This window comes from Enterobacter sp. PI-10 (assembly GCF_027947695.1).
Classification (GTDB): Bacteria; Pseudomonadota; Gammaproteobacteria; order Enterobacterales; family Enterobacteriaceae; genus Enterobacter; species Enterobacter vonholyi.
The window spans coordinates 65,621-90,703 of record NZ_JAJNOG010000004.1; the positions used below are offsets into that span (position 1 = coordinate 65,621).

Below are 25,083 nucleotides of genomic sequence, written 5' to 3' on the forward strand. Positions count from 1 at the left end.
ATGATTCGCAAAATGCTGCAAGGTAAGCTTCACCGTGTGAAAGTCACCCAGGCCGACCTGCACTATGAAGGCTCCTGCGCCATCGACCAGGATTTCCTTGATGCCGCGGGCATCCTTGAAAACGAAGCGATTGATATCTGGAACGTTAACAACGGCAAACGTTTCTCAACCTATGCCATCGCCGCCGAGCGCGGGTCTAAAATCATCTCCGTTAACGGCGCGGCAGCGCACTGCGCGGACGTGGGCGATATTGTGATTATCGCCAGCTTCGTGATGATGTCTGATGAAGAGGCACGCCGCTGGCAGCCGAAAGTCGCCTATTTTGAAGGCGACAACGACATGAAACGTACCGCGAAGGCGATTCCGGTTCAGGTTGCTTAAGCATTATCCCTGCGGCTGATTGCTGATCAGCCGCGACATTGTTTCCAGCGAATCCGTTCTTAAGATGTACAGGCGTTTCAGTAAGAACGGATTATCCCCCGGCTTCACCTTCCCTTTCACCGTCGTCACTGCCAGATGGAAACCGGCATCATTTGCCGCCTTTATCGCTTTATTGTCGTAGCCGCCAAACGGATAGGAAAGATAGAGCACGCGCGGGTTAAACTGCGCCAGCGCGCGACGCGAGCGTTCAAAATCAAACAAAATCACGTGATAGCTGCGGCTCAGTAAAATCGGGTGCTTATACCCATCCACGCGGTGCAGGAAGTGGGTATGTGACTGAATATCAAACACATCCTGAATGCCCTTTATCTCCTGCACGCTCATAAACTGCAGCGATTTGGGGTCCCATTTCTGCGGGTGGCCTTTAATGCGGGAAGAGATAATAAATGCGGTAGCCTTGAAGCCGTATTCTTTCAGCACAGGATAGGCATAGCGGCTGACAGATTTCAGGCCGTCGTCAAAGGTTATTACCACCGATTTTGCAGGCAGGTTCATTTTGTTACGCACGTACCCTTCCAGCTGGTACATCGTCAGGGTGGTATAGCCTTGATCGCGTAACCAGGCCATCTGGTTGTTAAACGCACGTACGCTGGTGGTCGTGGACGTATGTCGAAAGCGCGTGTTTTCTTCATCACGCAAAATATGATGGTAGGTCAGAACCGGAAGTCCATTATCTTCCTGCGCATCCAGGCTGCTGATCCACGCCAGACGATTGCCGATGCGGATCTGAAACCAGGTCTGATTCAGGCGGTCTTTCAGTTTGTTTAATATGGGATAGCGAAGATTGGCGCTTAATGTGCCGAACGGCGCGCTACCGCTCGACGGCGCGTTATAGACCGGCGTGTCTTTCCAGGTAATGAGATTCTGATTGCTCAGGGGTTTATTGAGATCCCCGAGGCTGTCCTCAACGCGCTGCTTCCCCTGAACCGGCTCCAGGTGCCCTTTATCGATAAAACCCGTGCCAAAACCGAAGCGAAATTCATAGTAGTCCGCCGCCGCGGGCACAACGGCGAGGATCTGCCCGGCGCGCACGTTACCGACGTTGATCACGCTGTTTCCCACCTGCGCCCAGATCGCCGCGTCTTCGGTGGTTTGCATGTACTGGGCAGGCAGCGTTTGCTGACTGAGTAAACTGGCTGAGCTGACGCCGGAAATGAGCATCAATAGCAGGAAAAGAATGCGCGGTAGCATGGTGTCTTAATCGGTGCGGAAAACTGCCGCTATTGTAACAAATGAGACATCAATACCAACGTTTAATTCTTATACAAATCGTGGAGCAGGACGAAAGGAGGATTTTTTTGCTGCTGATGCCACAAGCTGCTGACGCCCGGAACGCCCTGTGCCACGATAGCCTGGCGAAACTCAGCGCTGCTTAAGGATCCACGCTGCGGATACATTAACGCCAGCAGGGAGAGGTTAATACCCGAGATCACTTCACAGCACGCGTGCTTATGGCTGAGCAAAGCGGCTGCGCGGTAAGGCGCCGCGCCCGATTTATCGGTAAGGAAAATCACACCATCACCGGTGTCCGTTTCATGCAGGGCATCGCACATCATGCGGCTAAGCATGTTGGTGCTCAACCCGCGCCAGTAGTTTACCGCCCGGCATTGCACCAGCGGGCCAAATCTGGCTTCAAGCTTATCAAGCATTTCCTGCGCCTGTTCATCATGGCAGGTGATAACCCATCCCAGCATAACTCTCTCCTTAGCAGGAAAGTAGTTTAGCGAAGTGAAGGTTAGCTTTCGGTGATAGCTGTCAAAGAAAGTGCCCGGCAAACTAAACGTCGCCGGGCAAAAGATTAGCTGCGCAGACCGCGTCCGCGCTGGATCAGATACCAGCAGAGCAGGTAGAAGGCGATGATGAACACCACCAGCACCGCAACCGTGGTAAACAGCGGCACATCGGTAATGCCGAGGAAGCCAAAGCGAAAACCGCTGATCATATAGACAATCGGGTTCAGGTGCGACAGCGCCTGCCAGAACGGTGGCAGCAGCGTCAGGGAGTAGAACACCCCGCCGAGATAGGTCAGCGGCGTCAGCACGAAGGTCGGAATCAGGCTGATATCGTCAAACGTCTTAGCGAACACAGCGTTCAGTAGTCCGGCCAGCGAGAAGAGGATTGCCGTCAGGAGCAGCGTCAGCGCGACGAACAGCCACGAGTGGACCTGGAACGGCACGAAGAACAGCGAAATCGCCGTGACCAGGATCCCCACGCACAGCCCGCGCGCTACGCCGCCGCCAACATAGCCCGCGATAATGACGTGCGTCGGCACAGGCGCAACCAGCAGCTCTTCAATATTGCGCTGGAACTTAGCGCTGAAGAATGACGACGCTACATTGGCGTAGGCGTTAGTAATCACCGCCATCATAATCAGTCCCGGCACGATAAACTGCATATAGGTAAAGCCGTGCATTTCACCAATCCGGGAACCAATCAGGTTACCGAAGATGATGAAATAGAGCGTCATCGTGATGACCGGTGGCACCAGGGTTTGCACCCAGATACGCATAAAGCGGTTAATCTCTTTCGCCCAGATACTTTTCAGCGCGACCCAGTATAGATGCGTCATGCCTTGTCTCCTTGTTTGTCCTGTACCAGAGAGACAAACAGCTCTTCCAGTCGGTTCGCTTTGTTACGCATACTTAAGACCTGAATCCCCTGCGCGCTCAGCTGCGAGAACACGCTGTTAATCCCCTGCTCGCGCAGCACTTCCACCTCCAGCGTCGAGGTATCGACGAGGCGATACTGATACCCTTCAAGCTTCGGCAGCGGGCTTTTAGCCGCCAGATCGAGGATGAAGGTTTCTGATTTCAGCTTGGAGAGCAGATTCTTCATCGAGGTGTTCTCCACCAGCTCACCGTGCTGGATGATGCCGATGTTCCGGCAGAGCATTTCCGCCTCTTCAAGGTAGTGGGTAGTCAGAATAATGGTGGTGCCTTTGTCGTTGAGATCCTTCAGGAAGCCCCACATGGAGCGTCGCAGCTCGATGTCTACGCCCGCCGTTGGCTCATCAAGAATCAGCAGTTTTGGCTCGTGCATCAGCGCGCGGGCAATCATCAGGCGGCGCTTCATCCCGCCGGATAGCATCCGGGCGCGTTCGTTACGCTTTTCCCACAGGTCGAGCTGCTTGAGGTATTTTTCGCTCCGTTCGAGGGCCTCTTTACGCTCGACGCCGTAATAGCCCGCCTGGTTAACGACGATCTGCTGCACCGTCTCAAACGGATTGAAGTTGAACTCCTGCGGCACCAGACCCAGCTGACGCTTGGCGTTCACCACATCTTTTTGCAGGTCATAACCAAAGACGCTCACCCGGCCGGACGTTTTATTGACCAGCGAGCTGATAATCCCAATGGTGGTCGATTTCCCCGCGCCGTTCGGCCCCAGAAGCGCGTAAAAATCACCGGCCTCTACTTTTAGATCTATTCCGCGCAGCGCCTGGACGCCGCCCGGATAGGTTTTTTTAAGCTGCTCAAGCTCCAGTGCAATTGCCATGAAATTAACTTACCTTCAGTTCTGACACACGTTGTGTGGTTTCATTAAAAGTCGGGTTACCCTATAGTAGCGCAACGCAATTACTCGGTTACAGGTCGCTAACCTCCATGAACAACATAGATACACTCATCAGCAACAATGCACTATGGTCAAAAATGCTGGTGGAGGAAGACCCCGGATTTTTTGGAAAACTCGCGCAGGCTCAGAACCCACGCTTTCTCTGGATTGGATGTTCCGACAGCCGCGTTCCGGCGGAGCGCCTGACCGGCCTTGAACCCGGCGAACTGTTTGTTCACCGCAATGTCGCCAATCTCGTGATTCACACCGATCTCAACTGTCTTTCTGTTGTTCAGTATGCCGTGGACGTTCTGCAAGTCGAGCACATCATCATTTGCGGCCATTACGGCTGCGGCGGCGTGCAGGCGGCGGTTGAAAACACGGAGCTGGGGCTCATTGATAACTGGCTACTGCACATCCGCGATATCTGGTTCAAACATAGCTCACTGCTGGGTGAAATGCCGCAGGAGCGTCGCATGGATACCCTTTGCGAACTCAACGTGATGGAGCAGGTGTATAACCTGGGCCACTCAACGATCATGCAATCAGCCTGGAAACGCGGGCAGAAGGTCTCTATCCACGGCTGGGCGTACGGAATTCACGATGGTCTGCTGCGCAATCTGGAAGTGACCGCCACCAACCGCGAAACGCTGGAGCAGCGTTACCGTTCGGGGATTGCCAACCTTCAGCTTAAGCATGTGAATCATAAATAAAGCCGGGGATGTTCTCCCTCTCCCTGCGGGAGAGGGCCGGGGTGAGGGCATCAGCCCGCAATTACTCGTCCAGCAATACCACTTTCCCAACATACGGCAGATGGCGATAACGCTGCGCGTAGTCAATGCCGTAACCGACGACGAATTCGTCAGGAATTGAGAAACCCACGAACTCTACCGGCACCTGCACTTCACGGCGGTCAGGCTTATCCAGCAGGGTGCAAATCGCCAGCGATTTTGGCTCACGCAGGCTCAGGATCTCGCGCACTTTTGACAGCGTATTGCCGGAGTCGATAATGTCCTCAACGATCAACACATCTTTGCCACGAATATCTTCATCCAGGTCTTTCAGGATTTTCACATCACGGGTGGTGGACATGCCGCTGCCGTAGCTGGAGGCGGTCATAAAATCGACTTCGTGGGGCACATGCACTTCACGGCACAGGTCTGCCATGAACATGAAAGAGCCACGCAACAGACCGACCAGCACCATTTCGCTGCCGCTGTCCTTGTAATGTTCGGTGATTTGACGACCCAGTTCGGCGATACGCGCTTTGATCTCGGCTTCCGGGATCATCACTTCAACAGTATGTTTCATATTACTAACCAAATGATTTTAATGAAAATCTCTCAATACGGATGAGTTAATATCCAGCACTGATACGCAAGCCCCTTATTATATCAGCAAATGGATAAGCCTGGCGTATGAGTTATAAAAAGCAAATATTGTGATTCCGATCACACTTGTTAATACCTATAATTAGTTGCTAGCAAATTATTAACAAAAACTGACGAGTACACTTTCTATGGCTGAAACAAACTCTAAACAGCCGCGTCTACTGGTGACATTAACAGCAGCGTTCGCAGCCTTCTGCGCGCTGTATCTGTTAATCGGTGGCGTCTGGCTGGTCGCTTTAGGCGGCTCCTGGTACTACCCGATTGCGGGCCTGGTGATGGTTGCCGTAACCGTCCTGCTGTTGCGTAGAAAACAATCCGCACTGTGGCTGTATGCCGCATTCCTTCTTGCCACCATGATCTGGGGCGTCTGGGAAGTCGGCTTTGACTTCTGGGCGCTGACGCCGCGCAGCGATATTCTGGTCTTCTTCGGTATATGGCTGATCCTGCCGTTTGTCTGGCGTCGCCTGATCGTGCCGTCCAGCGGTGCCGTTGCGGCGCTGGTAGTAGCCCTGCTGATCAGCGGCGGTATCCTGACCTGGGCCGGCTTTAACGACCCGCAGGAGATCAACGGTACGCTGAACGCAGAATCGACGCCTGCGGCGGCGATCTCTCAGGTCGCTGACGGCGACTGGCCTGCCTATGGTCGTAACCAGGAAGGCCAGCGTTACTCCCCGCTGAAGCAGATCAACGCGGACAACGTTAAAAACCTGAAAGAAGCCTGGATATTCCGTACCGGCGACCTTAAGATGCCGAACGATCCGGGTGAACTGACCAACGAAGTGACGCCAATTAAAGTCGGCGATATGCTTTATCTGTGTACGGCGCACCAGCGTCTGTTCGCGCTCGACGCGGCCACCGGTAAAGAGAAATGGCACTTCGATCCGCAGCTAAACTCCAACCCGTCCTTCCAGCACGTGACCTGCCGTGGCGTCTCTTACCACGAAGCGCGCCCGGATAATGCGAGCCCGGAAGTCATTGCCGACTGTCCTCGCCGCATCATGCTGCCGGTCAACGATGGTCGCCTGTTCGCCATCAATGCCGAAACGGGCAAGCTGTGCGAAACCTTTGCCAACAAAGGTATCCTGAATCTGCAGACCAACATGCCTGACACCACGCCGGGTCTGTATGAGCCAACCTCACCGCCAATCATCACCGATAAAACCATCGTGATTGCCGGTTCGGTAACGGATAACTTCTCCACGCGTGAAACCTCCGGCGTTATCCGTGGTTTCGACGTGAATACCGGTAAACTGCTGTGGGCCTTCGACCCGGGCGCGAAAGATCCAAACGCGATCCCGTCTGACGAGCATACCTTTACCTTTAACTCGCCAAACTCCTGGGCACCAGCGGCGTATGACGCGAAGCTGGACCTGGTCTACCTGCCGATGGGCGTTACTACGCCAGATATCTGGGGCGGTAACCGCACGCCGGAACAGGAACGTTATGCCAGCGCTATCGTGGCGTTGAACGCGACCACCGGTAAGCTGGCCTGGAGCTATCAGACCGTACACCACGATCTGTGGGATATGGATATGCCGTCCCAGCCGACGCTGGCGGACATTACCGTTAACGGCAAAACCGTTCCGGTGATTTACGCCCCGGCCAAAACCGGCAACATCTTCGTGCTGGATCGCAGCAACGGCAAGCTGGTTGTGCCTGCCCCGGAAAAACCGGTACCGCAGGGTGCGGCGAAAGGCGATTACGTCAGCAAAACCCAGCCGTTCTCCGACCTGAGCTTCCGTCCGAAGAAAGACCTCAGCGGGGCAGACATGTGGGGCGCCACGATGTTTGACCAGCTGGTGTGCCGCGTGATGTTCCACCAGCTGCGCTATGAAGGCATCTTCACGCCGCCTTCTGAGCAGGGCACGCTGGTCTTCCCGGGTAACCTGGGGATGTTCGAGTGGGGCGGGATCTCCGTTGACCCTAACCGTCAGGTAGCGATTGCTAACCCGATGGCGCTGCCGTTCGTTTCCCGTCTGATCCCACGCGGTCCGGGCAACCCAATGGAACAGCCGAAAGACGCGAAAGGCAGCGGTACCGAAGCCGGCATTCAGCCGCAGTACGGCGTACCGTTCGGCGTAACGCTGAACCCGTTCCTGTCTCCGTTTGGTCTGCCGTGTAAACAGCCTGCCTGGGGTTACATCTCCGGTCTGGATCTGAAAACTAACCAGATCGTGTGGAAAAAACGTATTGGTACACCACAGGACAGCATGCCGTTCCCGATGCCGGTTCCGGTGCCGTTCAATATGGGTATGCCAATGCTGGGTGGCCCAATTTCCACTGCCGGTAACGTGCTGTTCATCGCGGCAACCGCAGATAACTACCTGCGCGCGTACAACATGACCAACGGTGAGAAACTGTGGCAAGGCCGTCTGCCAGCGGGTGGACAAGCCACGCCGATGACCTATGAAGTGAATGGCAAGCAGTACGTTGTCATCTCTGCGGGCGGTCACGGTTCGTTTGGCACGAAGATGGGCGACTATATTGTCGCGTATGCGCTGCCTGACGAAAACAAGTAACTGAAAAGCCCGGTGGCGCTTACGCTTACCGGGCCTATGGATACGCTATGTAGGCCGGGTAAGGCGAAGCCGCCACCCGGCTTTTTTACACGGTAAAGCCCAGCATCATCCCCGTATCTTCATGTTCCAGCAGATGGCAGTGCGCCATGTAGGCAAACTCCCTCGGCGCGTCGTGGCCAAACTTCACCAGCACCTCGCTGACGCCGCCCTCCACCTTCACCGTATCCTTCCAGCCCGCGCGATGCGCGTCCGGCGCTTTACCGTTCTCAGAGAGAATGCGGAACTGGGTGCCGTGGATATGGAACGGATGCAGCATCATGTCCCCTTCGCCTGAAATCACCCAGCGCTCAAACTGGCCCTTTGTCGCAGCAAACATCGGCGTGTTCATATCGAACGCCTTGCCGTTGATCATATTGGCGTTGTGGAAATCAAAGCCATGGTCGCCGTGATTCATGTTCCCCATGCCGCCCATTTTTCCATGGTCCATATTCATATGGCCCATCATCTGCCCGTGATGCATTCCCGCCATCGCCTTATCGCCATATTTCGCCATCAGCGCCTGCATGCCCATCATATCGAGCATCGGGTTCATAGAGAGCTGCAGCTTGCGTTGCGTAAGCCCATCAAGCGACGGAAGTGCCGGCATAGTGGTTAACGTATCAGGGAGCGTGCCGGAAGCGGTCACCAGTAAAGGCTGGATACGCAGCACCGGATGCGGCTTGTCAAACGGCGCGACCGCCATCCCCATCTGGCTAACCGGCAGCGTCACGAGGTCAAACGCCTTGCCGTCGCTGATGTCCACCAGCACCTCAAAGCGTTCGCCCATCAGCATCGGCAGTTCGTTGACCTTCACCGGCTCAGGCAGCAGCCCGCCGTCGCTGGCGACCACGTACAGCGGACGCTTATCGCTGGTAGCAAAATTGAGGGAACGCGCGTTACAGCCGTTAAGCAGACGCAGGCGCAGCCAGCCCTTCGGTGCGGCGTGCTGAGGATAAATGGCGCCGTTGGTCAGCAGCGTGTCACCAAACCAGCCTACCGCCGCGCTCATCACATCCAGCTGGTAGTCAATTTGCCCGTCAGCGGTGAATTTCTTGTCCTGCACAATCACCGGCACATCGTCGATGCCCCACTGCTTCGGCAGGCGCAGCAGGCGGCTTTCGTCGTCTTCAATCAGCACCAGCCCCGCCAGCCCCATCGCCACCTGATGGCCCGTCTTACCATGCTGATGCGGATGGAACCAGCAGGTCGCCGCGCGCTGGTCGGGGGTAAAAGTGACGCTGCGCGAGCCGCCCGCTTTGATGATGCCCTGCGGCCCGCCGTCTACCTCTCCCGGCACTTCCAGCCCGTGCCAGTGCAGCGTCGTCTCTTCGGCGAGCGTGTTGTGGATATCCACCGTCACCGCTTTCCCTTTACGCAGCTGAAGCGCCGGACCGAGCAAATTGCCGTTATAGCCCCACGTCGTGGCGTTGTGCGCACCGAATGTTGTTTTGCCTGCCTGAACCACAAGCTGGATACGGCTGCGGGCGTCAGCGGTCACCAGGTCAGGGATGGGTAAGGCAGGCCTGTCAGCCGCGCAAACCGCGCGGCTCCAGAGGGGTAATGCGCTGGCAGCCCCCAGCACAGCGGAATATTTTAAAAAATCACGACGTTGCATGTTCATTTCCTTATTTCCAGCAGGCGATCTTTTGAGCATAAACCCTCCCCTTACCGGAAGGTCAAGTAAAGCGGCAATAATAAAGATCGTCGCACTGGCATCAAGTATGCTAACGTTAATTTTCCGTGAAGAAGTGGTAGAAGCAATGAAGACGTTTTTCAGGACAATTTTGTTCGGTAGCCTGATGGCAATGTGTGCGAACAGCTATGCGCTAAGTGAAAATGAAGCGGAAGATATGGCCGATTTAACGGCGGTTTTTGTATTCCTGAAAAATGATTGTGGCTACCAGAATTTACCCAACGGGCAGATTCGCCGCGCGCTGGTCTTTTTTGCCCAGCAGAACCAGTGGGATCTCAGCAACTACGACAGCTTCGACATGAAGGCGCTCGGCGAAGACAGCTACCGTGACTTAAGCGGTATTGGCATTCCCACTGCTAAAAAATGCAAAGCGCTGGCTCGCGACTCACTCAGCCTGCTCGCCTACGTTAAATAACCTTCCCGACGCCTCCTGTTGAACCTCTGGCCGTGCAACCACGGTTAGAGTTAGCTATCATGTTTCGCTCATTTTTTGCGAGCGTAACGGATGTTTACACAGGAGGAGTTCGCTATGGCCGACCACACGTTGTGGCATGAAACATTGCATGACCAGTTTGGTCAGTACTTTGCCGTTGATAACGTGCTCTATCATGAGAAAACCGATCACCAGGATCTGATCATCTTCGAGAATGCTGCCTTTGGCCGCGTGATGGCGCTGGACGGCGTTGTGCAAACCACCGAGCGCGACGAGTTTATTTATCATGAAATGATGACCCACGTCCCGCTCCTGGCGCACGGTCACGCGAAGCATGTTCTGATTATCGGCGGCGGCGACGGCGCAATGCTGCGTGAAGTGTCCCGCCATCGTTCCATTGAAACCATCACCATGGTGGAAATCGATGCGGGCGTCGTCTCTTTCTGCCGCCAGTACCTGCCCAACCACAATGCCGGCAGCTATGACGATCCGCGCTTTAGCCTGGTGATTGACGACGGCGTTAACTTTGTTAACCAGACCTCGCAGACCTTTGACGTGATTATCTCCGACTGCACCGACCCTATTGGCCCTGGCGCATCGCTGTTCACTTCCTCGTTCTACGAAGGCTGCAAGCGCTGCCTGAACCCGGGCGGGATCTTCGTCGCACAAAACGGCGTCTGCTTCCTGCAGCAGGATGAAGCGCTGGACAGCCATCGCAAGCTCAGCACCTATTTCGAGGATGTCAGCTTCTATCAGGCGGCCATTCCGACGTACTACGGCGGGATCATGACCTTTGCCTGGGCAACGGATAACGACGTATTACGCCATCTCTCCACCGAAATTATTCAGGCCCGCTTCCATCAGGCAGGTCTACAGTGCCGATACTACAATCCGGCTATTCATACCGCAGCGTTTGCTCTGCCGCAGTACCTGCAAGACGCATTATCCACTAAGGGGGTGAGCTAATTGAAAAAGCTTAAACTGCATGGCTTTAACAATCTGACCAAAAGCCTGAGTTTTTGTATTTACGATATCTGCTATGCCAAAACAGCGGAAGAACGCGATGGTTACATCGCCTATATCGACGAACTCTACAACGCCAACCGTCTGACCGAGATCCTGTCAGAAACCTGTTCCATTATCGGCGCAAATATCCTTAATATCGCCCGACAGGATTATGAACCCCAGGGCGCGAGCGTGACCATTCTGGTCAGCGAAGAGCCGGTTGACCCGAAGCTTATCGACAAAACGGAACATCCGGGCCCGCTGCCGGAAGTGGTTGTTGCCCACCTGGATAAAAGCCATATCTGCGTCCATACCTACCCGGAGAGCCATCCGGAAGGTGGGCTGTGTACGTTCCGCGCCGATATTGAAGTGTCGACCTGCGGCGTGATTTCCCCGCTGAACGCGCTGAACTATCTCATCCACCAGCTGGAATCGGATATCGTCACGATTGATTATCGCGTGCGCGGTTTTACTCGTGACGTCAACGGCATGAAGCACTTCATCGACCACGAGATCAACTCCATACAGAACTTTATGTCCGAGGACATGAAATCGCTGTACGACATGATGGACGTGAACGTGTATCAGGAAAACATCTTCCATACCAAGATGTTACTTAAGGAGTTCGACCTTAAGCACTATATGTTCCACACGAAGCCGGAAGATTTGAGCGAAGAAGAGCGTAAGGCTATTACTGACCTGCTCTGGAAAGAGATGCGCGAGATTTACTACGGCCGTAATATTCCGGCCGTGTAAGAACAAGCCGGAGCAGGGATGCTCCGGGCTGTTATTTCTGTTTCATGAAATCACGATATGCGTTCACCACCTGAAGGAAGTCTTCTACGCCACACATCGACAGGCTCTCTTCGTCATAGTAGCTCATTCCCTCTTCCATCTCGTCACCTGAAAACTCGAGCTGGTTGGCACGCACCATGACCTCTTCACCATCCATCCACAGCGTATATTCATGCCCGGCGCGCTGCCAGGATCGTTCACTGCCTTTTACCGTATTTGCCGCCTGTTCAACCTCATCAAGAAGTGCGAGGTTTTCTTTCACCTCTTCGTTAAACCAGTGTCCAACGGCTTCGTGGCCCATCGACATACGCACTTTCACCACTCCGGTGATGTCGCGCAGAAATTCGTAATCCATAGTGTTTTCCTCTGCAAAGCCATTAAGGTAATTATCGCAGCAGCGAGGAAGAAAAAAAGCGTGAGAGGTGGGAGGAATGAAAATAAAAAGGTGAGAGCAAGACCCTGCGGCCTGATGCCCTCACCCCGTCCCTCTCCCACAGGAGAGGGTGCAAACACTAAAAACCGTCTCGTGGAGACGGTTTTGCTGTTTATACTGCCGTCTGGAAGATAACCCCGTCAGCCTTCTCGGTGTACTGAGAGAGCTGATCGAAGTTCAGATAGCGGTAGGTATCAACCGCAGTCTTATCCACCTGAGCCACGAAGGTCTGATACTCTTCCGGCGTTGGCAGTTTGCCAATCAGCGCCGCAACCGCCGCCAGCTCAGCAGAAGCCAGGAAGACGTTCGCACCGGTACCTAAACGGTTCGGGAAGTTACGGGTCGAGGTGGAGACCACCGTCGCGCCGTCGGCTACGCGCGCCTGGTTACCCATACACAGGGAACAGCCAGGAATTTCGATACGTGCACCGCTCTTACCAAACACGCTGTAGTATCCCTCTTCGGTCAGCTGAGCCGCGTCCATACGGGTCGGCGGAGCCACCCACAGACGGGTTGGCAGCTGTCCTTTGTGGGTATCCAGCAGCTTACCGGCTGCGCGGAAGTGACCGATGTTGGTCATGCACGAACCGATGAACACTTCGTCGATCTTCTCGCCCTGAACTTCAGACAGCGGACGCGCGTCGTCCGGATCGTTCGGTGCACACAGGATTGGCTCTTTGATATCCGCCAGATCGATGTCGATCACCGCCGCGTACTCTGCGTCGGCATCGGCTTCAAGCAGCTGCGGATCGGCCAGCCATTTTTCCATGCCCTGGATACGACGCTCCAGCGTACGACGGTCGCCGTAGCCTTCTGCAATCATCCACTTCAGCAGCACGATGTTAGAGTTCAGGTACTCAATGATAGGCTCTTTGTTCAGCTTGATGGTACAGCCCGCAGCTGAACGCTCGGCGGAGGCATCGGTCAGCTCGAACGCCTGCTCAACCTTCAGATCCGGCAGACCTTCAATTTCCAGGATACGGCCAGAGAAGATGTTTTTCTTCCCTTTCTTCTCAACGGTCAGCAGACCCTGTTTAATCGCATACAGCGGGATCGCGTGAACCAGGTCGCGCAGGGTGATACCCGGCTGCATTTTACCTTTGAAGCGCACCAGCACCGATTCCGGCATATCCAGCGGCATTACGCCGGTCGCCGCAGCAAACGCCACCAGACCGGAACCCGCCGGGAAGGAGATACCGATTGGGAAACGGGTATGGGAGTCACCGCCGGTACCCACGGTATCCGGCAGCAGCATACGGTTCAGCCAGGAGTGGATTACGCCGTCGCCCGGACGCAGGGAAACACCGCCGCGGTTCATGATGAAGTCTGGCAGCGTGTGGTGCGTGGTCACGTCAACCGGCTTCGGATAAGCCGCAGTGTGGCAGAAGGACTGCATCACCAGATCGGAAGAGAAGCCCAGGCACGCCAGGTCCTTCAGTTCGTCGCGAGTCATTGGGCCAGTGGTGTCCTGAGAACCTACGGAGGTCATCTTCGGCTCGCAGTATGCGCCAGGACGAACGCCGGCGACGCCGCAGGCGCGACCGACCATTTTCTGTGCCAGAGAGTAACCGCGATTGCTTTCCGCCACGTCTTTCGCGTGACGGAATACATCACTGTGCGGCAGACCCAGCGCTTCACGCGCTTTGGTGGTCAGGCCACGGCCGATGATCAGCGGAATACGACCACCGGCACGCACTTCGTCGATCAGCACGTCGGTTTTCAGCTCAAAGCTTGCCAGCAGTTCGTTGGTTTCGTGGTTACGCACTTCACCTTTGTACGGGTAAACATCAATCACGTCGCCCATGTTCAGGTTAGAGACGTCCACTTCGATCGGCAGTGCGCCCGCATCTTCCATGGTGTTGAAGAAGATTGGTGCAATTTTGCCGCCGAGGCACAGACCGCCGCCGCGCTTGTTTGGCACGTGCGGAATATCGTCGCCCATGAACCACAGCACGGAGTTGGTCGCGGACTTACGGGAAGAACCGGTACCCACAACGTCACCCACGTAGGCCAGCGGGAACCCTTTTTTCTGCAGGGCTTCGATCTGTTTGATCGGGCCAACGCTGCCAGGCTGATCCGGCTCAATGCCTTCACGGGCGTTTTTCAGCATCGCCAGGGCGTGCAGAGGGATATCCGGGCGAGACCACGCGTCCGGTGCCGGAGAGAGGTCATCGGTGTTGGTTTCACCGGTCACTTTGAAGACGGTAACGGTGATTTTTTCAGCCAGCGCTGGACGGTTCAGGAACCATTCGGCATCAGCCCAGGACTGCATCACCTGTTTCGCATAGACGTTGCCAGCTTTGGCTTTTTCTTCCACATCGTAGAAGTTATCGAACATCAGCAGCGTAGACGAGAGCGCTTTAGCGGCAATCGGTGCCAGCTTGTCGTTATCCAGCGCGTCAATCAGCGGATGAATGTTGTAACCACCCTGCATGGTGCCGAGCAGTTCAATGGCTTTTTCAGGAGTAACCAGTGGGGAGGTGGCTTCGCCTTTGGCGATAGCAGCAAGGAATCCGGCTTTTACGTAGGCAGCTTCATCTACGCCAGGCGGTACGCGGTTGATCAACAGATCTAACAGGAATTCTTCTTCGCCCTTAGGCGGGTTCTTCAGCAGCTCGACGAGCGCGGCCATTTGGGTTGCATCTAAAGGTTTGGGTACAATTCCCTCGGCGGCACGTTCAGCTACGTGCTTACGGTATTCTTCTAGCACGACGGTTCTCCTCGCTCTCATTGTCATATGCGGCGGGCGTTCTCTTCACGCTCCTGTGAGACAGCAGTTTGTAGGGTAAATGCCCGATACCGCGTCGGGCAGCATAGCAGGATTTCTGCACAGTGTTAATCCGTTTACAAAAAAGCAACATTAAATAATTTGCTGAATCGTTAAGCATGGTGTAGCGGGGATTTAGGCCATCATTTGCGGTTTCTTCTGCACCGTGACGCTTCAGGTTTTCCTTCATCAGATATAATTGTGTAATAAATACTCACACTCTTTATCCGGACGTACCGGACGCTTCCCAATAAAAGTCAAAACGGTAAAAGGCGGGTGAATAATACTCACGCCAACCGTAACGCCTCACGGCACAGCGCTTGTCTCGTTGGAGTCATTTATGAAGTTGCCCTTTAAGCCACATCTGCTCGTCCTTCTGTGCAGTGCCGGGCTGCTTGCCGCCTCGGGCGTCATGTTTGTCAAAAGCCGCGCAACGGAACCCGTTGCGACAGCCCCCGTCGCCCAACAGCCGGCTGCACCGGCGCCGCCTGCTTCAGCCCAGCCCGCCCCTGCTGTCGCGCCAGCCTACACAGCCGCACAAATCGATCAGTGGGTTGCCCCCATTGCGCTCTACCCTGACGCCCTGCTTTCACAAATTCTGATGGCCTCGACTTACCCGGCCAACGTGATTCAGGCGGCGCAGTGGTCCAAAGACAACCCTAAAATGGAAGGAGACGCCGCGATTCAGGCCGTTGCCAGCCAGCCCTGGGATCCGAGCGTAAAATCGCTGGTCGCGTTTCCTCAGCTTATGTCCCTGATGGGTGAAAACCCGCCGTGGGTACAAAATCTGGGCGATGCGTTTCTCGCGCAGCCGAAAGACGTAATGGATTCCGTTCAGCGCCTGCGCGCGCTGGCACAAAAGACCGGCGCTTTACAATCCACGCCTCAGCAGACGGTTACCACCGTGACTAAACCGGCACCAGCGAAAACCAGCGCCACCGAGGCAACAACAACAACCACGTCTGCGCCCGCCCCTACGGTTATCAAAATTGAATCTGCCGATCCGCAGGTCGTTTACGTCCCCACCTATAACCCCAACACGGTTTACGGTACCTGGCCAAATACCGCCTATCCGCCCACCTATCTCCCGCCCACGCCCGGAGAGCAGTTTGGCAACAGCTTCGTTAACGGCTTAGGTTTCAGCCTGGGCGTTGCTACAACCTATGCCATTTTCAGCAATATCGACTGGGATGACGACGATGACTGGGACCACCATCATGACGGTGACTGGGATAATCACGGCGGCTATAACCGCAACGGTGATAACAACATCAATATCAACGTTGAGAACTTCAATAAAATCAGCGGACAGCGTCTGACGGACGCCAACCGTACCTGGCAGCACAACCCGGCCTATCGGGAAGGCGTGCCCTATCCGACTAACCAGCTCAACAGTCGCTTCCACTCCACCAGCACGGCGACAGGGCTCAGTTCAACGCAGCAAAAACCGGTTAACCGCGATAGCCAGCGTCAGGCCGCGCTGAGCCAGATGGAGAAATCCACGGGTAAAACCTTCCCCCAAACGGCGCGCACCGGCACGAAAGATGTTCAGCGTCAGGCCTCAAGTGAACAGCTGAAGCAGATTTCCCAGCGCAATAACTACCGTGGCTACGACACCAAACCGCAGACGACGAGGCGGAGCACCACGCAGCAGCGAGAAAATCGCCAGACCACCGCGCAGAGGCAAGAGAAACGGGTATCGCAGCCCGCGCAGCAACGCACTCTGCAGCAGCGAAACAGCCAGCCCCGGGCCAATGCGCTGAGCGGCAACGACAGCCGCTCCGCGAACTGGCAGGCGCAGCAGCAGCGCGGTGCGCAAAGCAGACAGTTCGCTGCGCGCCAGCAGCAGCGTCAGGCGTCTGGTGGACGCGCTGAACGCCGTGAAATTCGACATCGCTAAGGGAACCGACATGAAAAGTAAACTACTCAGCGGAATGGTGTTGTTCATGCTTTCGGCCCCGGTGATGGCGCAGCAGTCCTTCAGCACGCCCGATCGGGCGACCGATGCGCTGGCCAACGCCATCAGTGAGCAAAATGAGAGCGCGATGAGCAATCTGCTTGGAGAGAACTGGCGCGATTTTCTGCCCCCTGAAGGCGTTGATCCTGATGCCGTCGATCGCTTCCTGCGCGACTGGAAAGTCCGTCATAAGACAGTTATCGAAGGGGATACGGCGCATCTGGTTGTCGGAGACAGCGGCTGGCAGCTTCCTATCCCGGTGATCAAAACCACTGCAGGCTGGCAGTTCGATATTAAAGAAGGGGCTGAAGAAATCCTGACCCGCGAAATTGGGCGTAACGAACTCGCCGCCATTGAAGCCTTACATGCCTATGTTGATGCGCAGCAAAGCTACTTTGCAATGAACCAGAAATACGCGCAGAAGATTGTCAGCTCGAAGGGGAAAAAAGACGGTTTGTACTGGCCCGCCTCCCCCGGCGAAGCGCCCAGTCCGCTCGGACCGGCATTTAGCCCAAAAGAGCCAGGTACTGGCTATCACGGCTATCGCTTCCGCATCCTGCCGGATAATAATGGTTTCGCGATGGTGGCCTGGCCGGTCAGCTACGGCCAGACGGGCGTCATGAGCTTTTTGATAAACCAGGACGACAAGGTGTACCAGTCCGATCTCGGCAGCGATTCAGAGCAGAAAGCCCGTGCGCTAGCCGCCTATAGCCCTGATAAAACCTGGCAGCCTGTAGCCCCCTGAAAGCAGCGCATAAAAAAAGCGGCCATTGGCCGCTTTTTTCATCTGAAGAAACTTATTTCTTCTTCGCTTTCGCGTTTGGCAGGTCGGTGATGCTGCCTTCAAACACTTCTGCCGCCAGGCCCACGGACTCGTGCAGAGTCGGGTGAGCGTGGATGGTCAGCGCGATGTCTTCAGCGTCACAGCCCATTTCGATAGCCAGACCGATTTCACCCAGCAGCTCGCCGCCGTTGGTACCGACAATCGCACCACCGATCACACGGTGAGTCTCTTTGTCGAAGATCAGTTTGGTCATACCGTCTGCGCAGTCGGATGCGATAGCACGGCCAGAAGCAGCCCACGGGAAGGTGGCGGTTTCGTAGCTGATGCCTTTCTCTTTCGCTTCTTTCTCAGTCAGACCAACCCATGCCACTTCTGGCTCGGTGTACGCGATAGATGGGATCACTTTCGGATCGAAGTAGTGCTTCATGCCGGCGATAACTTCAGCGGCAACGTGACCTTCGTGAACACCTTTGTGCGCCAGCATTGGCTGACCGACGATATCGCCGATAGCAAAGATGTGCGGCACGTTAGTGCGCAGCTGCTTGTCAACGCGGATGAAGCCACGGTCGTCCACTTCCACGCCAGCTTTGCCCGCGTCGAGGTTTTTACCGTTCGGTACACGACCGATAGCCACCAGCACGGCGTCGTAACGCTGTGGTTCGGATGGGGCTTTTTTGCCTTCCATGGAAACGTAAATACCGTCTTCTTTCGCTTCAACGGCAGTCACTTTGGTTTCCAGCATCAGGTTGAATTTCTTGCTGATGCGTTTGGTGAAGACTTTAACGATGTCTTTGTCGGCAGCCGGGATAACCTGGTCGAACATTTCAACCACGTCGATCTCTGAACCCAGCGCATGGTACACGGTACCCATTTCCAGACCGATGATACCGCCGCCCATAACCAGCAGACGCTTAGGAACGGTTTTCAGCTCCAGCGCATCGGTGGAATCCCACACGCGTGGATCTTCATGCGGAATGAATGGCAGTTCGATTGGGCGAGAGCCTGCCGCGATGATCGCGTTGTCGAAGTTGATCACGGTTTTGCCGTTTTCGCCTTCCACTTCCAGGGTGTTCGCACCGGTGAATTTACCCAGACCGTTTACCACTTTCACTTTACGGCCTTTGGCCATACCCGCCAGACCGCCGGTCAGCTGAGTGATAACTTTCTCTTTCCAGGTACGAATTTTGTCGATATCGGTTTTCGGCTCGCCGAAGACGATACCGTGTTCAGCCAGCGCTTTGGCTTCTTCGATAACTTTCGCTACGTGCAGCAGCGCTTTAGAAGGGATACAGCCGACGTTCAGACAAACACCGCCGAGGGTGCTGTAACGTTCTACGATGACGGTTTCCAGACCTAAATCCGCGGCGCGGAATGCTGCGGAGTAACCTGCCGGGCCTGCCCCAAGTACTACGACCTGAGTTTTGATTTCTGTGCTCATCATGACCTCTTAATTTATACCCGTCGTCCACCGGGTCGTTCTATCCGCCCGCAGTTTACAAAATTGTTAACAATTTTGAAACAACAAACGGCTCACGAATTGTCGCTTTCGCCAATAACCTCACAAACACCATGAGATTATCAGAAAAAAGCCGGCCGACTGGCCGGCTTTTCGATTACATCACCAGGCGGCGAATGTCGCTCAGCATGTTGTTGATGATGGTGATGAAGCGCGCACCATCAGCACCGTCGATCACGCGGTGGTCGAAGGACAGAGAGATTGGCATCATCAGACGCGGTACGAACTCTTTGCCATTCCACACCGGCTCCATCGCGGACTTAGACACACCGAGGATAGCCACTTCCGGCGCGTTCACAATCGGCGCGAAGTGGGTGGTACCCAGGCCGCCGATGCTGGAGATAGTGAAGCAGCCGCCCTGCATTTCGCCGGCAGTCAGCTTACCATCGCGCGCTTTCTTGGAGATCACGGTCAGTTCACGGGACAGCTCAGTGATGCTCTTCTTGTTCACGTCTTTGAAGACCGGAACAACCAGACCATTTGGCGTATCAACCGCAACACCGATGTTGATGTATTTCTTCAGCGTCAGCTTCTGGCCGTCTTCGGACAGGGAGCTGTTGAAGCGTGGCATTTGTTCAAGAGCCGCAGCAACCGCTTTCATGATGAAGACCACTGGGGTGAATTTCACGTCCAGTTTACGCTTCTCAGCTTCGGCGTTCTGCTGTTTACGGAACGCTTCCAGATCGGTGATATCGGTCTTATCGAAGTGCGTAACGTGCGGGATCATCACCCAGTTACGGCTCAGGTTCGCACCAGAGATTTTCTGGATACGGCCCAGCTCCACTTCTTCGATTTCGCCGAACTTGCTGAAGTCCACTTTCGGCCATGGCAGCATGCCCGGGATACCGCCGCCAGCGGCTGCAGCTGGTGCAGCTTCGGCGCGTTTCACCGCGTCTTTCACGTAGGTCTGAACGTCTTCGCGCAGGATACGACCCTTACGGCCGGTCCCTTTCACTTTCGCCAGGTTAACACCGAATTCGCGCGCCAGGCGACGAATCAGCGGGGTAGCGTGGACGTAAGCGTCGTTTTCAGCGAACTCTGATTTTTCTGCTTTTGCAGCAGGGGCAGCGGCTGGTTTAGCAGCCTGAGCCGGAGCAGCCGCGGCAGCCGGAGCAGCGGCAGGCGCAGCGCCTTCCACTTCGAAGACCATGATCAGAGAGCCGGTAGACACTTTGTCGCCGGTGCTGATTTTGATCTCTTTAACGGTACCCGCGAATGGCGCAGGGACTTCCATAGAAGCCTTGTCGCCTTCAACGGTGATCAGTGACTGTTCAGCGGCAACTTTGTCGCCCACTTTTACCATCACTTCGGTGACTTCAACTTCGTCACCGCCGATGTCCGGTACGTTAACGTCTTTCGCGCCGCCAGCAGCGGCTGGTGCTGCGGCAGAAGCCGGAGCAGCGGCCTGTGAAGGCGCGGCAGCAGGGGCAGCACCCGCCACTTCGAAGATCATGATCAGGGAGCCGGTAGACACTTTGTCGCCGGTGTTGATCTTGATCTCTTTAACGGTACCCGCGAACGGAGCCGGCACTTCCATAGAGGCTTTGTCGCCTTCTACGGTGATCAGTGACTGCTCTGCCGCAACGGTATCGCCCACTTTCACCAGGATCTCAGTGACTTCAACTTCGTCACCGCCGATATCCGGCACGTTCACTTCTTTTGCAGCTGCGGCAGCTGCTGGAGCAGCGGCGGCCGGAGCGGCTTTCTTCTCTTCCTGCGCAGGTGCAGCAGCTGCTGCACCGTCGGCGGAATCGAAAATCATGATCAGTTTGCCAGTCTCGGTTTTATCGCCAACAGAGACTTTGATCTCTTTAACGATGCCAGCCTGAGGAGACGGGACTTCCATAGAGGCTTTGTCGCCTTCTACGGTGATCAGCGACTGTTCAGCTTCAACTTTGTCGCCTACTTTGACCAGGATCTCGGTGATTTCAACTTCATCAGCCCCGATGTCCGGTACATTGATTTCGATAGCCATTATTCTTTTACCTCTTACGCCAGACGCGGGTTAACTTTTTCTGCATCGATGTTGAATTTGGTGATTGCGTCTGCAACCACTTTCTTATCGATTTCGCCACGTTTAGCCAGTTCGCCCAGTGCTGCTACAACCACGTAAGAAGCATCAACTTCGAAGTGGTGACGCAGGTTTTCGCGGCTGTCAGAACGACCGAAGCCGTCAGTACCCAGTACGCGATAATCATCAGCTGGAACGTAAGTACGAACCTGCTCAGCGAACAGTTTCATGTAGTCAGTAGACGCCACCGCTGGCGCGTCGTTCATCACCTGAGCGATGTAAGGAACGCGTGGGGTTTCCATTGGGTGCAGCATGTTCCAGCGCTCACAATCCTGGCCATCACGCGCCAGTTCAGTGAAGGAGGTAACAGAGTACACATCGGAACCGACACCGTAGTCTTTCGCCAGGATCTGCGCTGCTTCACGAACGTGACGCAGGATAGAACCGGAGCCCAGCAGCTGAACTTTACCTTTGCTACCTTCGATGGTTTCGAGTTTGTAGATACCTTTACGGATACCTTCCTCGGCGCCTGCTGGCATTGCCGGCATGTGGTAGTTTTCGTTCAGGGTGGTGATGTAGTAGTAAATGTTCTCCTGCGCTTCACCGTACATGCGCTGCAGACCGTCATGCATGATGACAGCCACTTCGTACGCGTAAGACGGGTCGTAAGAGATACAGTTAGGGATAGTCAGAGACTGAATGTGGCTGTGACCATCTTCGTGCTGCAGACCTTCACCGTTCAGGGTCGTACGACCGGAAGTACCACCGATCAGGAAGCCGCGAGCCTGCTGGTCGCCTGCCTGCCAGCACAGGTCACCGATACGCTGGAACCCGAACATGGAGTAGTAAATGTAGAACGGGATCATCGGCAGGTTGTTGGTGCTGTAAGAGGTCGCAGCAGCCAGCCAGGATGCGCCTGCGCCCAGCTCGTTGATACCTTCCTGCAGGATCTGACCTTTCTCGTCTTCTTTGTAGTATGCAACCTGCTCACGGTCCTGCGGGGTGTACTGCTGGCCGTTCGGGCTGTAGATACCGATCTGACGGAACAGACCTTCCATACCGAAAGTACGCGCTTCGTCGGCGATGATTGGCACCAGGCGATCTTTGATCGACTTGTTCTTCAGCATCACGTTCAGAGCACGAACGAAAGCGATAGTGGTAGAGATCTCTTTGTTCTGCTCTTCCAGCAGCTGAGAGAAGTCTTCCAGCGCTGGCAGTTCCAGCTTCTCGGTGAAGTTAGGCTGACGAGCTGGCAGGTAGCCTTTCAGCGCCTGACGACGTTCGTGCAGGTACTTGTGCTCTTCAGAACCTTCCGGGAAGGTGATGTAAGACAGGTTTTCTACCTGCTCATCGGTGACTGGAACGTTGAAACGGTCGCGGATATAACGCACACCGTCCATGTTCATTTTCTTAACCTGGTGAGCGATGTTTTTACCTTCTGCGGTATCACCCATGCCGTAACCTTTAATGGTGTGGGCCAGGATTACAGTCGCTTTACCTTTGGTTTCACGCGCTTTTTTCAGTGCAGCGTAGATTTTCTTAGGATCGTGACCACCGCGGTTCAGGGCCCAGATCTGCTCATCAGTCCAGTCTGCAACCAGGGCTGCGGTTTCTGGATATTTGCCGAAGAAGTGCTCACGCACGTAGGCACCGTCTTTGGATTTGAAGGTCTGGTAGTCACCGTCAACGGTTTCGTTCATCAGCTGGATCAGTTTACCGCTGGTGTCTTTACGCAGCAGTTCGTCCCAACGGGAACCCCACATCACTTTGATCACGTTCCAGCCAGCACCTGCGAAGATGCCTTCCAGTTCGTTGATGATCTTGCCGTTACCGGTTACCGGACCATCCAGACGCTGCAGGTTACAGTTGATGATGAAGCACAGGTTATCCAGCTTCTCACGGGTTGCGATGGTGATCGCACCTTTGGATTCTGGCTCATCCATTTCGCCGTCGCCCAGGAAGGCGTATACGGTCTGCTCAGAGGTGTCTTTCAGACCACGGTGTTCCAGATACTTCAGGAATTTCGCCTGGTAGATCGCACCGATTGGGCCCAGACCCATAGATACGGTCGGGAACTGCCAGAATTCAGGCATCAGTTTAGGGTGCGGGTAAGAAGACAGACCTTTACCGTGAACTTCCTGACGGAAGTTGTTCATCTGCTCTTCAGTCAGACGACCTTCCAGGAATGCACGTGCATAGATGCCCGGAGAGATGTGGCCCTGGAAGTACACCAGATCGCCGCCGTCTTTCTCGTTCGCTGCACGGAAGAAGTGGTTGAAGCACACTTCGTAAACGGTCGCAGAAGACTGGAAGGACGCCATGTGGCCACCCAGTTCCAGGTCTTTCTTGGATGCGCGCAGAACGGTCATAATGGCGTTCCAGCGGATTGCAGAACGGATACGACGTTCCAGATCCAGATTGCCCGGGTATTCCGGTTCGTCTTCGACGGCAATCGTGTTTACGTAGTTGCTAGCCCCTGCACCTGAAGCAACCTTCACGCCGCCTTTGCGGGCTTCAGAAAGCAGCTGATCAATCAGATACTGAGCGCGCTCAACACCTTCTTCACGGATGACCGATTCGATCGCCTGTAGCCAGTCGCGAGTTTCGATCGGATCCACGTCATTTTGGAGACGTTCTGACATGGGGGTATTCCTTATCTATCTAATACGTTGATTTGTCTGGAACCTGTCCCATTGTGCTCTTGGGCAAGAACACAATAAGACAGGTTCTGCGTTTAGTTGCCGCGCTCTAAAAGTACCTGGCGCTTAATCCTTTCGTTGCTGTATGCGGCGTAATGAACGTTCGCGACGCGATTGTTCACGGCTGCGGTCCAGCAAGATTTCCTCAATGAAAGCCAGATGGCGGTGCGACGCTTCGCGCGCCTGCTCCGGTTCCCCGGCCATTATCGCCTCGAATACTCGGGTGCGATGGTTGCTTACCAGTGGGAGCATGTCCCGACGGGCATACAACAATTCAAAATTTTGACGAACGTTCTGGGCCAGCATCGGCTCCATGCAGCGTAGCAGATGGAGGAGCACCACGTTGTGGGCCGCTTCGGTGACGGCGATTTGATACTGGACGACGGCGCTGGACTCGGCGTCTAAATCGCCGGACTGCTGTGCCCGTTCAATGGCCTGATGCAGTTCACGGATACGCACGCGATCTTCATCAGTGCTGCGAAGGGCGGCGTAATAGGCCGCAATACCTTCCAGCGCGTGACGGGTCTCAAGCAGATCAAACTGGGATTCTGGGTGGTCAGAGAGAAGTTCTACCAGCGGATCGCTGAAGCTCTGCCACAGGCTGTTTTGCACAAAGGTTCCGCCGCCCTGGCGACGAAGCAGCAAGCCCTTTGCTTCGAGACGTTGAATCGCCTCACGCAGAGAAGGACGTGAAACGTCGAACTGTTTTGCCAGCTCGCGTTCTGGCGGAAGTTTCTCACCCGGGCGCAGAGTCCCTTCGAGGATTAAAAACTCCAGCTGCTGCTCAATCACATCAGATAGTTTTGGTTGGCGAATTTTGCTGTAGGCCATATTCCCTGTCTTACGCCTTTTTGCCCGGAGTCAATTGGTCTTACCAATTTCTATTTCGTATCGCTAAAGTAACAAAGTATTCACCTTCTGTCCATATTGGTTTTGATTGAAATCAGTAAACCCTGCACATTTTAACAACCTTACAGAAATAACGTTTCAGAAATGTAACTTTGCACAAATGAGTTGATTACCCCCAAAGAGGGAGTTTTAACCATAATGA

At 54.9% G+C, this 25,083-nt stretch carries 20 protein-coding genes; 8 read left to right on the forward strand and 12 right to left on the reverse strand.

The features are described 5' to 3' along the window. Nucleotides 1-381, forward strand: a complete 381-nt coding sequence (panD, locus tag LRM19_RS10870; RefSeq protein ID WP_006810068.1) for an aspartate 1-decarboxylase — start codon at nt 1-3, stop codon at nt 379-381. 3 nt (nt 382-384) lie between these two features. Here the strand turns inward: panD and LRM19_RS10875 are convergent, their stop codons facing one another. The 4 genes from LRM19_RS10875 to LRM19_RS10890 form a co-directional block, all read right to left on the reverse strand. Then, nucleotides 385-1,632, reverse strand: coding sequence for a polysaccharide deacetylase family protein (locus LRM19_RS10875; protein WP_115876423.1), 1,248 nt, complete (start codon nt 1,630-1,632; stop codon nt 385-387). Between the two features lie 62 nt (nt 1,633-1,694). Then, on the reverse strand, nt 1,695-2,135 hold the full coding sequence (locus LRM19_RS10880; RefSeq protein WP_023310429.1) for a PTS sugar transporter subunit IIA: 441 nt from the start codon (nt 2,133-2,135) through the stop codon (nt 1,695-1,697). A gap of 104 nt (nt 2,136-2,239) precedes the next feature. Beyond that, the gene (locus LRM19_RS10885) at nt 2,240-3,010 is read right to left on the reverse strand and encodes an ABC transporter permease (protein WP_023334536.1); all 771 of its coding nucleotides are present in this window, start codon (nt 3,008-3,010) and stop codon (nt 2,240-2,242) included. Beyond that, nucleotides 3,007-3,933 (reverse strand): ABC transporter ATP-binding protein, encoded by a 927-nt coding sequence (locus LRM19_RS10890; RefSeq protein WP_008501946.1) that lies wholly within the window; start codon nt 3,931-3,933, stop codon nt 3,007-3,009. Before LRM19_RS10890 ends, LRM19_RS10885 begins: the two co-directional genes overlap by 4 nt. A 107-nt stretch (nt 3,934-4,040) precedes the next feature. Between LRM19_RS10890 and can the strand changes: the two genes are divergently transcribed. After that, entirely contained in the window at nt 4,041-4,703 is a 663-nt protein-coding gene (can, locus tag LRM19_RS10895; protein WP_008501947.1) for a carbonate dehydratase, read from the forward strand. A gap of 61 nt (nt 4,704-4,764) precedes the next feature. On the opposite strand, the gene hpt is transcribed toward can, so the two are convergent. Then, nucleotides 4,765-5,301: a hypoxanthine phosphoribosyltransferase gene (gene hpt / locus LRM19_RS10900; protein ID WP_008501948.1), complete on the reverse strand. Its 537-nt coding sequence runs from the start codon at nt 5,299-5,301 to the stop codon at nt 4,765-4,767. Nucleotides 5,302-5,509: 208 nt separating this feature from the next. Between hpt and LRM19_RS10905 the strand changes: the two genes are divergently transcribed. Then, nucleotides 5,510-7,900, forward strand: coding sequence for a glucose/quinate/shikimate family membrane-bound PQQ-dependent dehydrogenase (locus LRM19_RS10905; RefSeq protein WP_271368809.1), 2,391 nt, complete (start codon nt 5,510-5,512; stop codon nt 7,898-7,900). Nucleotides 7,901-7,985: 85 nt separating this feature from the next. Here the strand turns inward: LRM19_RS10905 and cueO are convergent, their stop codons facing one another. Next, on the reverse strand, nt 7,986-9,554 hold the full coding sequence (gene cueO / locus LRM19_RS10910; RefSeq protein WP_271368810.1) for a multicopper oxidase CueO: 1,569 nt from the start codon (nt 9,552-9,554) through the stop codon (nt 7,986-7,988). A 145-nt stretch (nt 9,555-9,699) separates the two neighbouring features. Here cueO and LRM19_RS10915 point away from each other — a divergent pair, with 145 nt between their 5' ends. The 3 genes from LRM19_RS10915 (at nt 9,700) to speD (ending at nt 11,826) form a co-directional block, all read left to right on the forward strand. Then, nucleotides 9,700-10,047 carry a YacC family pilotin-like protein gene (locus tag LRM19_RS10915; protein WP_014882582.1) on the forward strand — a complete coding sequence of 116 codons (348 nt, stop codon included), beginning with the start codon at nt 9,700-9,702 and terminating at the stop codon, nt 10,045-10,047. A 114-nt stretch (nt 10,048-10,161) separates the two neighbouring features. Continuing rightward, nucleotides 10,162-11,031, forward strand: a complete 870-nt coding sequence (gene speE / locus LRM19_RS10920) for a polyamine aminopropyltransferase (RefSeq protein ID WP_039265690.1) — start codon at nt 10,162-10,164, stop codon at nt 11,029-11,031. After that, nucleotides 11,032-11,826, forward strand: a complete 795-nt coding sequence (speD, locus tag LRM19_RS10925; RefSeq protein ID WP_008501953.1) for an adenosylmethionine decarboxylase — start codon at nt 11,032-11,034, stop codon at nt 11,824-11,826. 31 nt (nt 11,827-11,857) lie between these two features. Here speD and yacL read toward each other — a convergent pair whose 3' ends face one another. Continuing rightward, nucleotides 11,858-12,220 (reverse strand): protein YacL, encoded by a 363-nt coding sequence (gene yacL, locus LRM19_RS10930; RefSeq protein WP_023310423.1) that lies wholly within the window; start codon nt 12,218-12,220, stop codon nt 11,858-11,860. A gap of 190 nt (nt 12,221-12,410) precedes the next feature. Further along, nucleotides 12,411-15,008, reverse strand: a complete 2,598-nt coding sequence (acnB, locus tag LRM19_RS10935) for a bifunctional aconitate hydratase 2/2-methylisocitrate dehydratase (RefSeq protein ID WP_032645211.1) — start codon at nt 15,006-15,008, stop codon at nt 12,411-12,413. A gap of 397 nt (nt 15,009-15,405) precedes the next feature. Between acnB and LRM19_RS10940 the strand changes: the two genes are divergently transcribed. Together LRM19_RS10940 and LRM19_RS10945 are read left to right on the forward strand one after the other, a co-directional pair. After that, nucleotides 15,406-16,965, forward strand: a complete 1,560-nt coding sequence (locus LRM19_RS10940; RefSeq protein ID WP_271368813.1) for a DUF3300 domain-containing protein — start codon at nt 15,406-15,408, stop codon at nt 16,963-16,965. Between the two features lie 10 nt (nt 16,966-16,975). Further along, nucleotides 16,976-17,767 carry a DUF2950 family protein gene (locus LRM19_RS10945; RefSeq protein WP_045401139.1) on the forward strand — a complete coding sequence of 264 codons (792 nt, stop codon included), beginning with the start codon at nt 16,976-16,978 and terminating at the stop codon, nt 17,765-17,767. Nucleotides 17,768-17,819: 52 nt separating this feature from the next. Here the strand turns inward: LRM19_RS10945 and lpdA are convergent, their stop codons facing one another. The 4 genes from lpdA to pdhR all read right to left on the reverse strand — a co-directional run bounded on the left by lpdA (nt 17,820) and on the right by pdhR (nt 24,863). Beyond that, on the reverse strand, nt 17,820-19,244 hold the full coding sequence (gene lpdA / locus LRM19_RS10950) for a dihydrolipoyl dehydrogenase (RefSeq protein ID WP_003856313.1): 1,425 nt from the start codon (nt 19,242-19,244) through the stop codon (nt 17,820-17,822). A gap of 175 nt (nt 19,245-19,419) precedes the next feature. Further along, nucleotides 19,420-21,297 carry a pyruvate dehydrogenase complex dihydrolipoyllysine-residue acetyltransferase gene (gene aceF / locus LRM19_RS10955; RefSeq protein ID WP_271368815.1) on the reverse strand — a complete coding sequence of 626 codons (1,878 nt, stop codon included), beginning with the start codon at nt 21,295-21,297 and terminating at the stop codon, nt 19,420-19,422. Between the two features lie 14 nt (nt 21,298-21,311). Further along, on the reverse strand, nt 21,312-23,975 hold the full coding sequence (gene aceE / locus LRM19_RS10960; RefSeq protein ID WP_028015529.1) for a pyruvate dehydrogenase (acetyl-transferring), homodimeric type: 2,664 nt from the start codon (nt 23,973-23,975) through the stop codon (nt 21,312-21,314). A 123-nt stretch (nt 23,976-24,098) separates the two neighbouring features. Continuing rightward, complete coding sequence (gene pdhR / locus LRM19_RS10965; protein ID WP_008501960.1) at nt 24,099-24,863, reverse strand: pyruvate dehydrogenase complex transcriptional repressor PdhR; 765 nt, start codon at nt 24,861-24,863, stop codon at nt 24,099-24,101. Nucleotides 24,864-25,083: the final 220 nt, after the last annotated feature.

Excerpts from the sequence above, each read along its gene's own strand:
- panD (WP_006810068.1), top strand. The coding sequence starts at position 1 with ATGATTCGCAAAATGCTGCAAGGTAAGCTTCACCGTGTGAAAGTCACC.
- LRM19_RS10875 (WP_115876423.1), bottom strand. The coding sequence starts at position 1,632 with ATGCTACCGCGCATTCTTTTCCTGCTATTGATGCTCATTTCCGGCGTC.
- LRM19_RS10880 (WP_023310429.1), bottom strand. The coding sequence starts at position 2,135 with ATGCTGGGATGGGTTATCACCTGCCATGATGAACAGGCGCAGGAAATG.
- LRM19_RS10885 (WP_023334536.1), bottom strand. The coding sequence starts at position 3,010 with ATGACGCATCTATACTGGGTCGCGCTGAAAAGTATCTGGGCGAAAGAG.
- LRM19_RS10890 (WP_008501946.1), bottom strand. The coding sequence starts at position 3,933 with ATGGCAATTGCACTGGAGCTTGAGCAGCTTAAAAAAACCTATCCGGGC.
- can (WP_008501947.1), top strand. The coding sequence starts at position 4,041 with ATGAACAACATAGATACACTCATCAGCAACAATGCACTATGGTCAAAA.
- hpt (WP_008501948.1), bottom strand. The coding sequence starts at position 5,301 with ATGAAACATACTGTTGAAGTGATGATCCCGGAAGCCGAGATCAAAGCG.
- LRM19_RS10905 (WP_271368809.1), top strand. The coding sequence starts at position 5,510 with ATGGCTGAAACAAACTCTAAACAGCCGCGTCTACTGGTGACATTAACA.
- cueO (WP_271368810.1), bottom strand. The coding sequence starts at position 9,554 with ATGCAACGTCGTGATTTTTTAAAATATTCCGCTGTGCTGGGGGCTGCC.
- LRM19_RS10915 (WP_014882582.1), top strand. The coding sequence starts at position 9,700 with ATGAAGACGTTTTTCAGGACAATTTTGTTCGGTAGCCTGATGGCAATG.
- speE (WP_039265690.1), top strand. The coding sequence starts at position 10,162 with ATGGCCGACCACACGTTGTGGCATGAAACATTGCATGACCAGTTTGGT.
- yacL (WP_023310423.1), bottom strand. The coding sequence starts at position 12,220 with ATGGATTACGAATTTCTGCGCGACATCACCGGAGTGGTGAAAGTGCGT.
- LRM19_RS10940 (WP_271368813.1), top strand. The coding sequence starts at position 15,406 with ATGAAGTTGCCCTTTAAGCCACATCTGCTCGTCCTTCTGTGCAGTGCC.
- LRM19_RS10945 (WP_045401139.1), top strand. The coding sequence starts at position 16,976 with ATGAAAAGTAAACTACTCAGCGGAATGGTGTTGTTCATGCTTTCGGCC.
- lpdA (WP_003856313.1), bottom strand. The coding sequence starts at position 19,244 with ATGAGCACAGAAATCAAAACTCAGGTCGTAGTACTTGGGGCAGGCCCG.
- aceF (WP_271368815.1), bottom strand. The coding sequence starts at position 21,297 with ATGGCTATCGAAATCAATGTACCGGACATCGGGGCTGATGAAGTTGAA.
- aceE (WP_028015529.1), bottom strand. The coding sequence starts at position 23,975 with ATGTCAGAACGTCTCCAAAATGACGTGGATCCGATCGAAACTCGCGAC.
- pdhR (WP_008501960.1), bottom strand. The coding sequence starts at position 24,863 with ATGGCCTACAGCAAAATTCGCCAACCAAAACTATCTGATGTGATTGAG.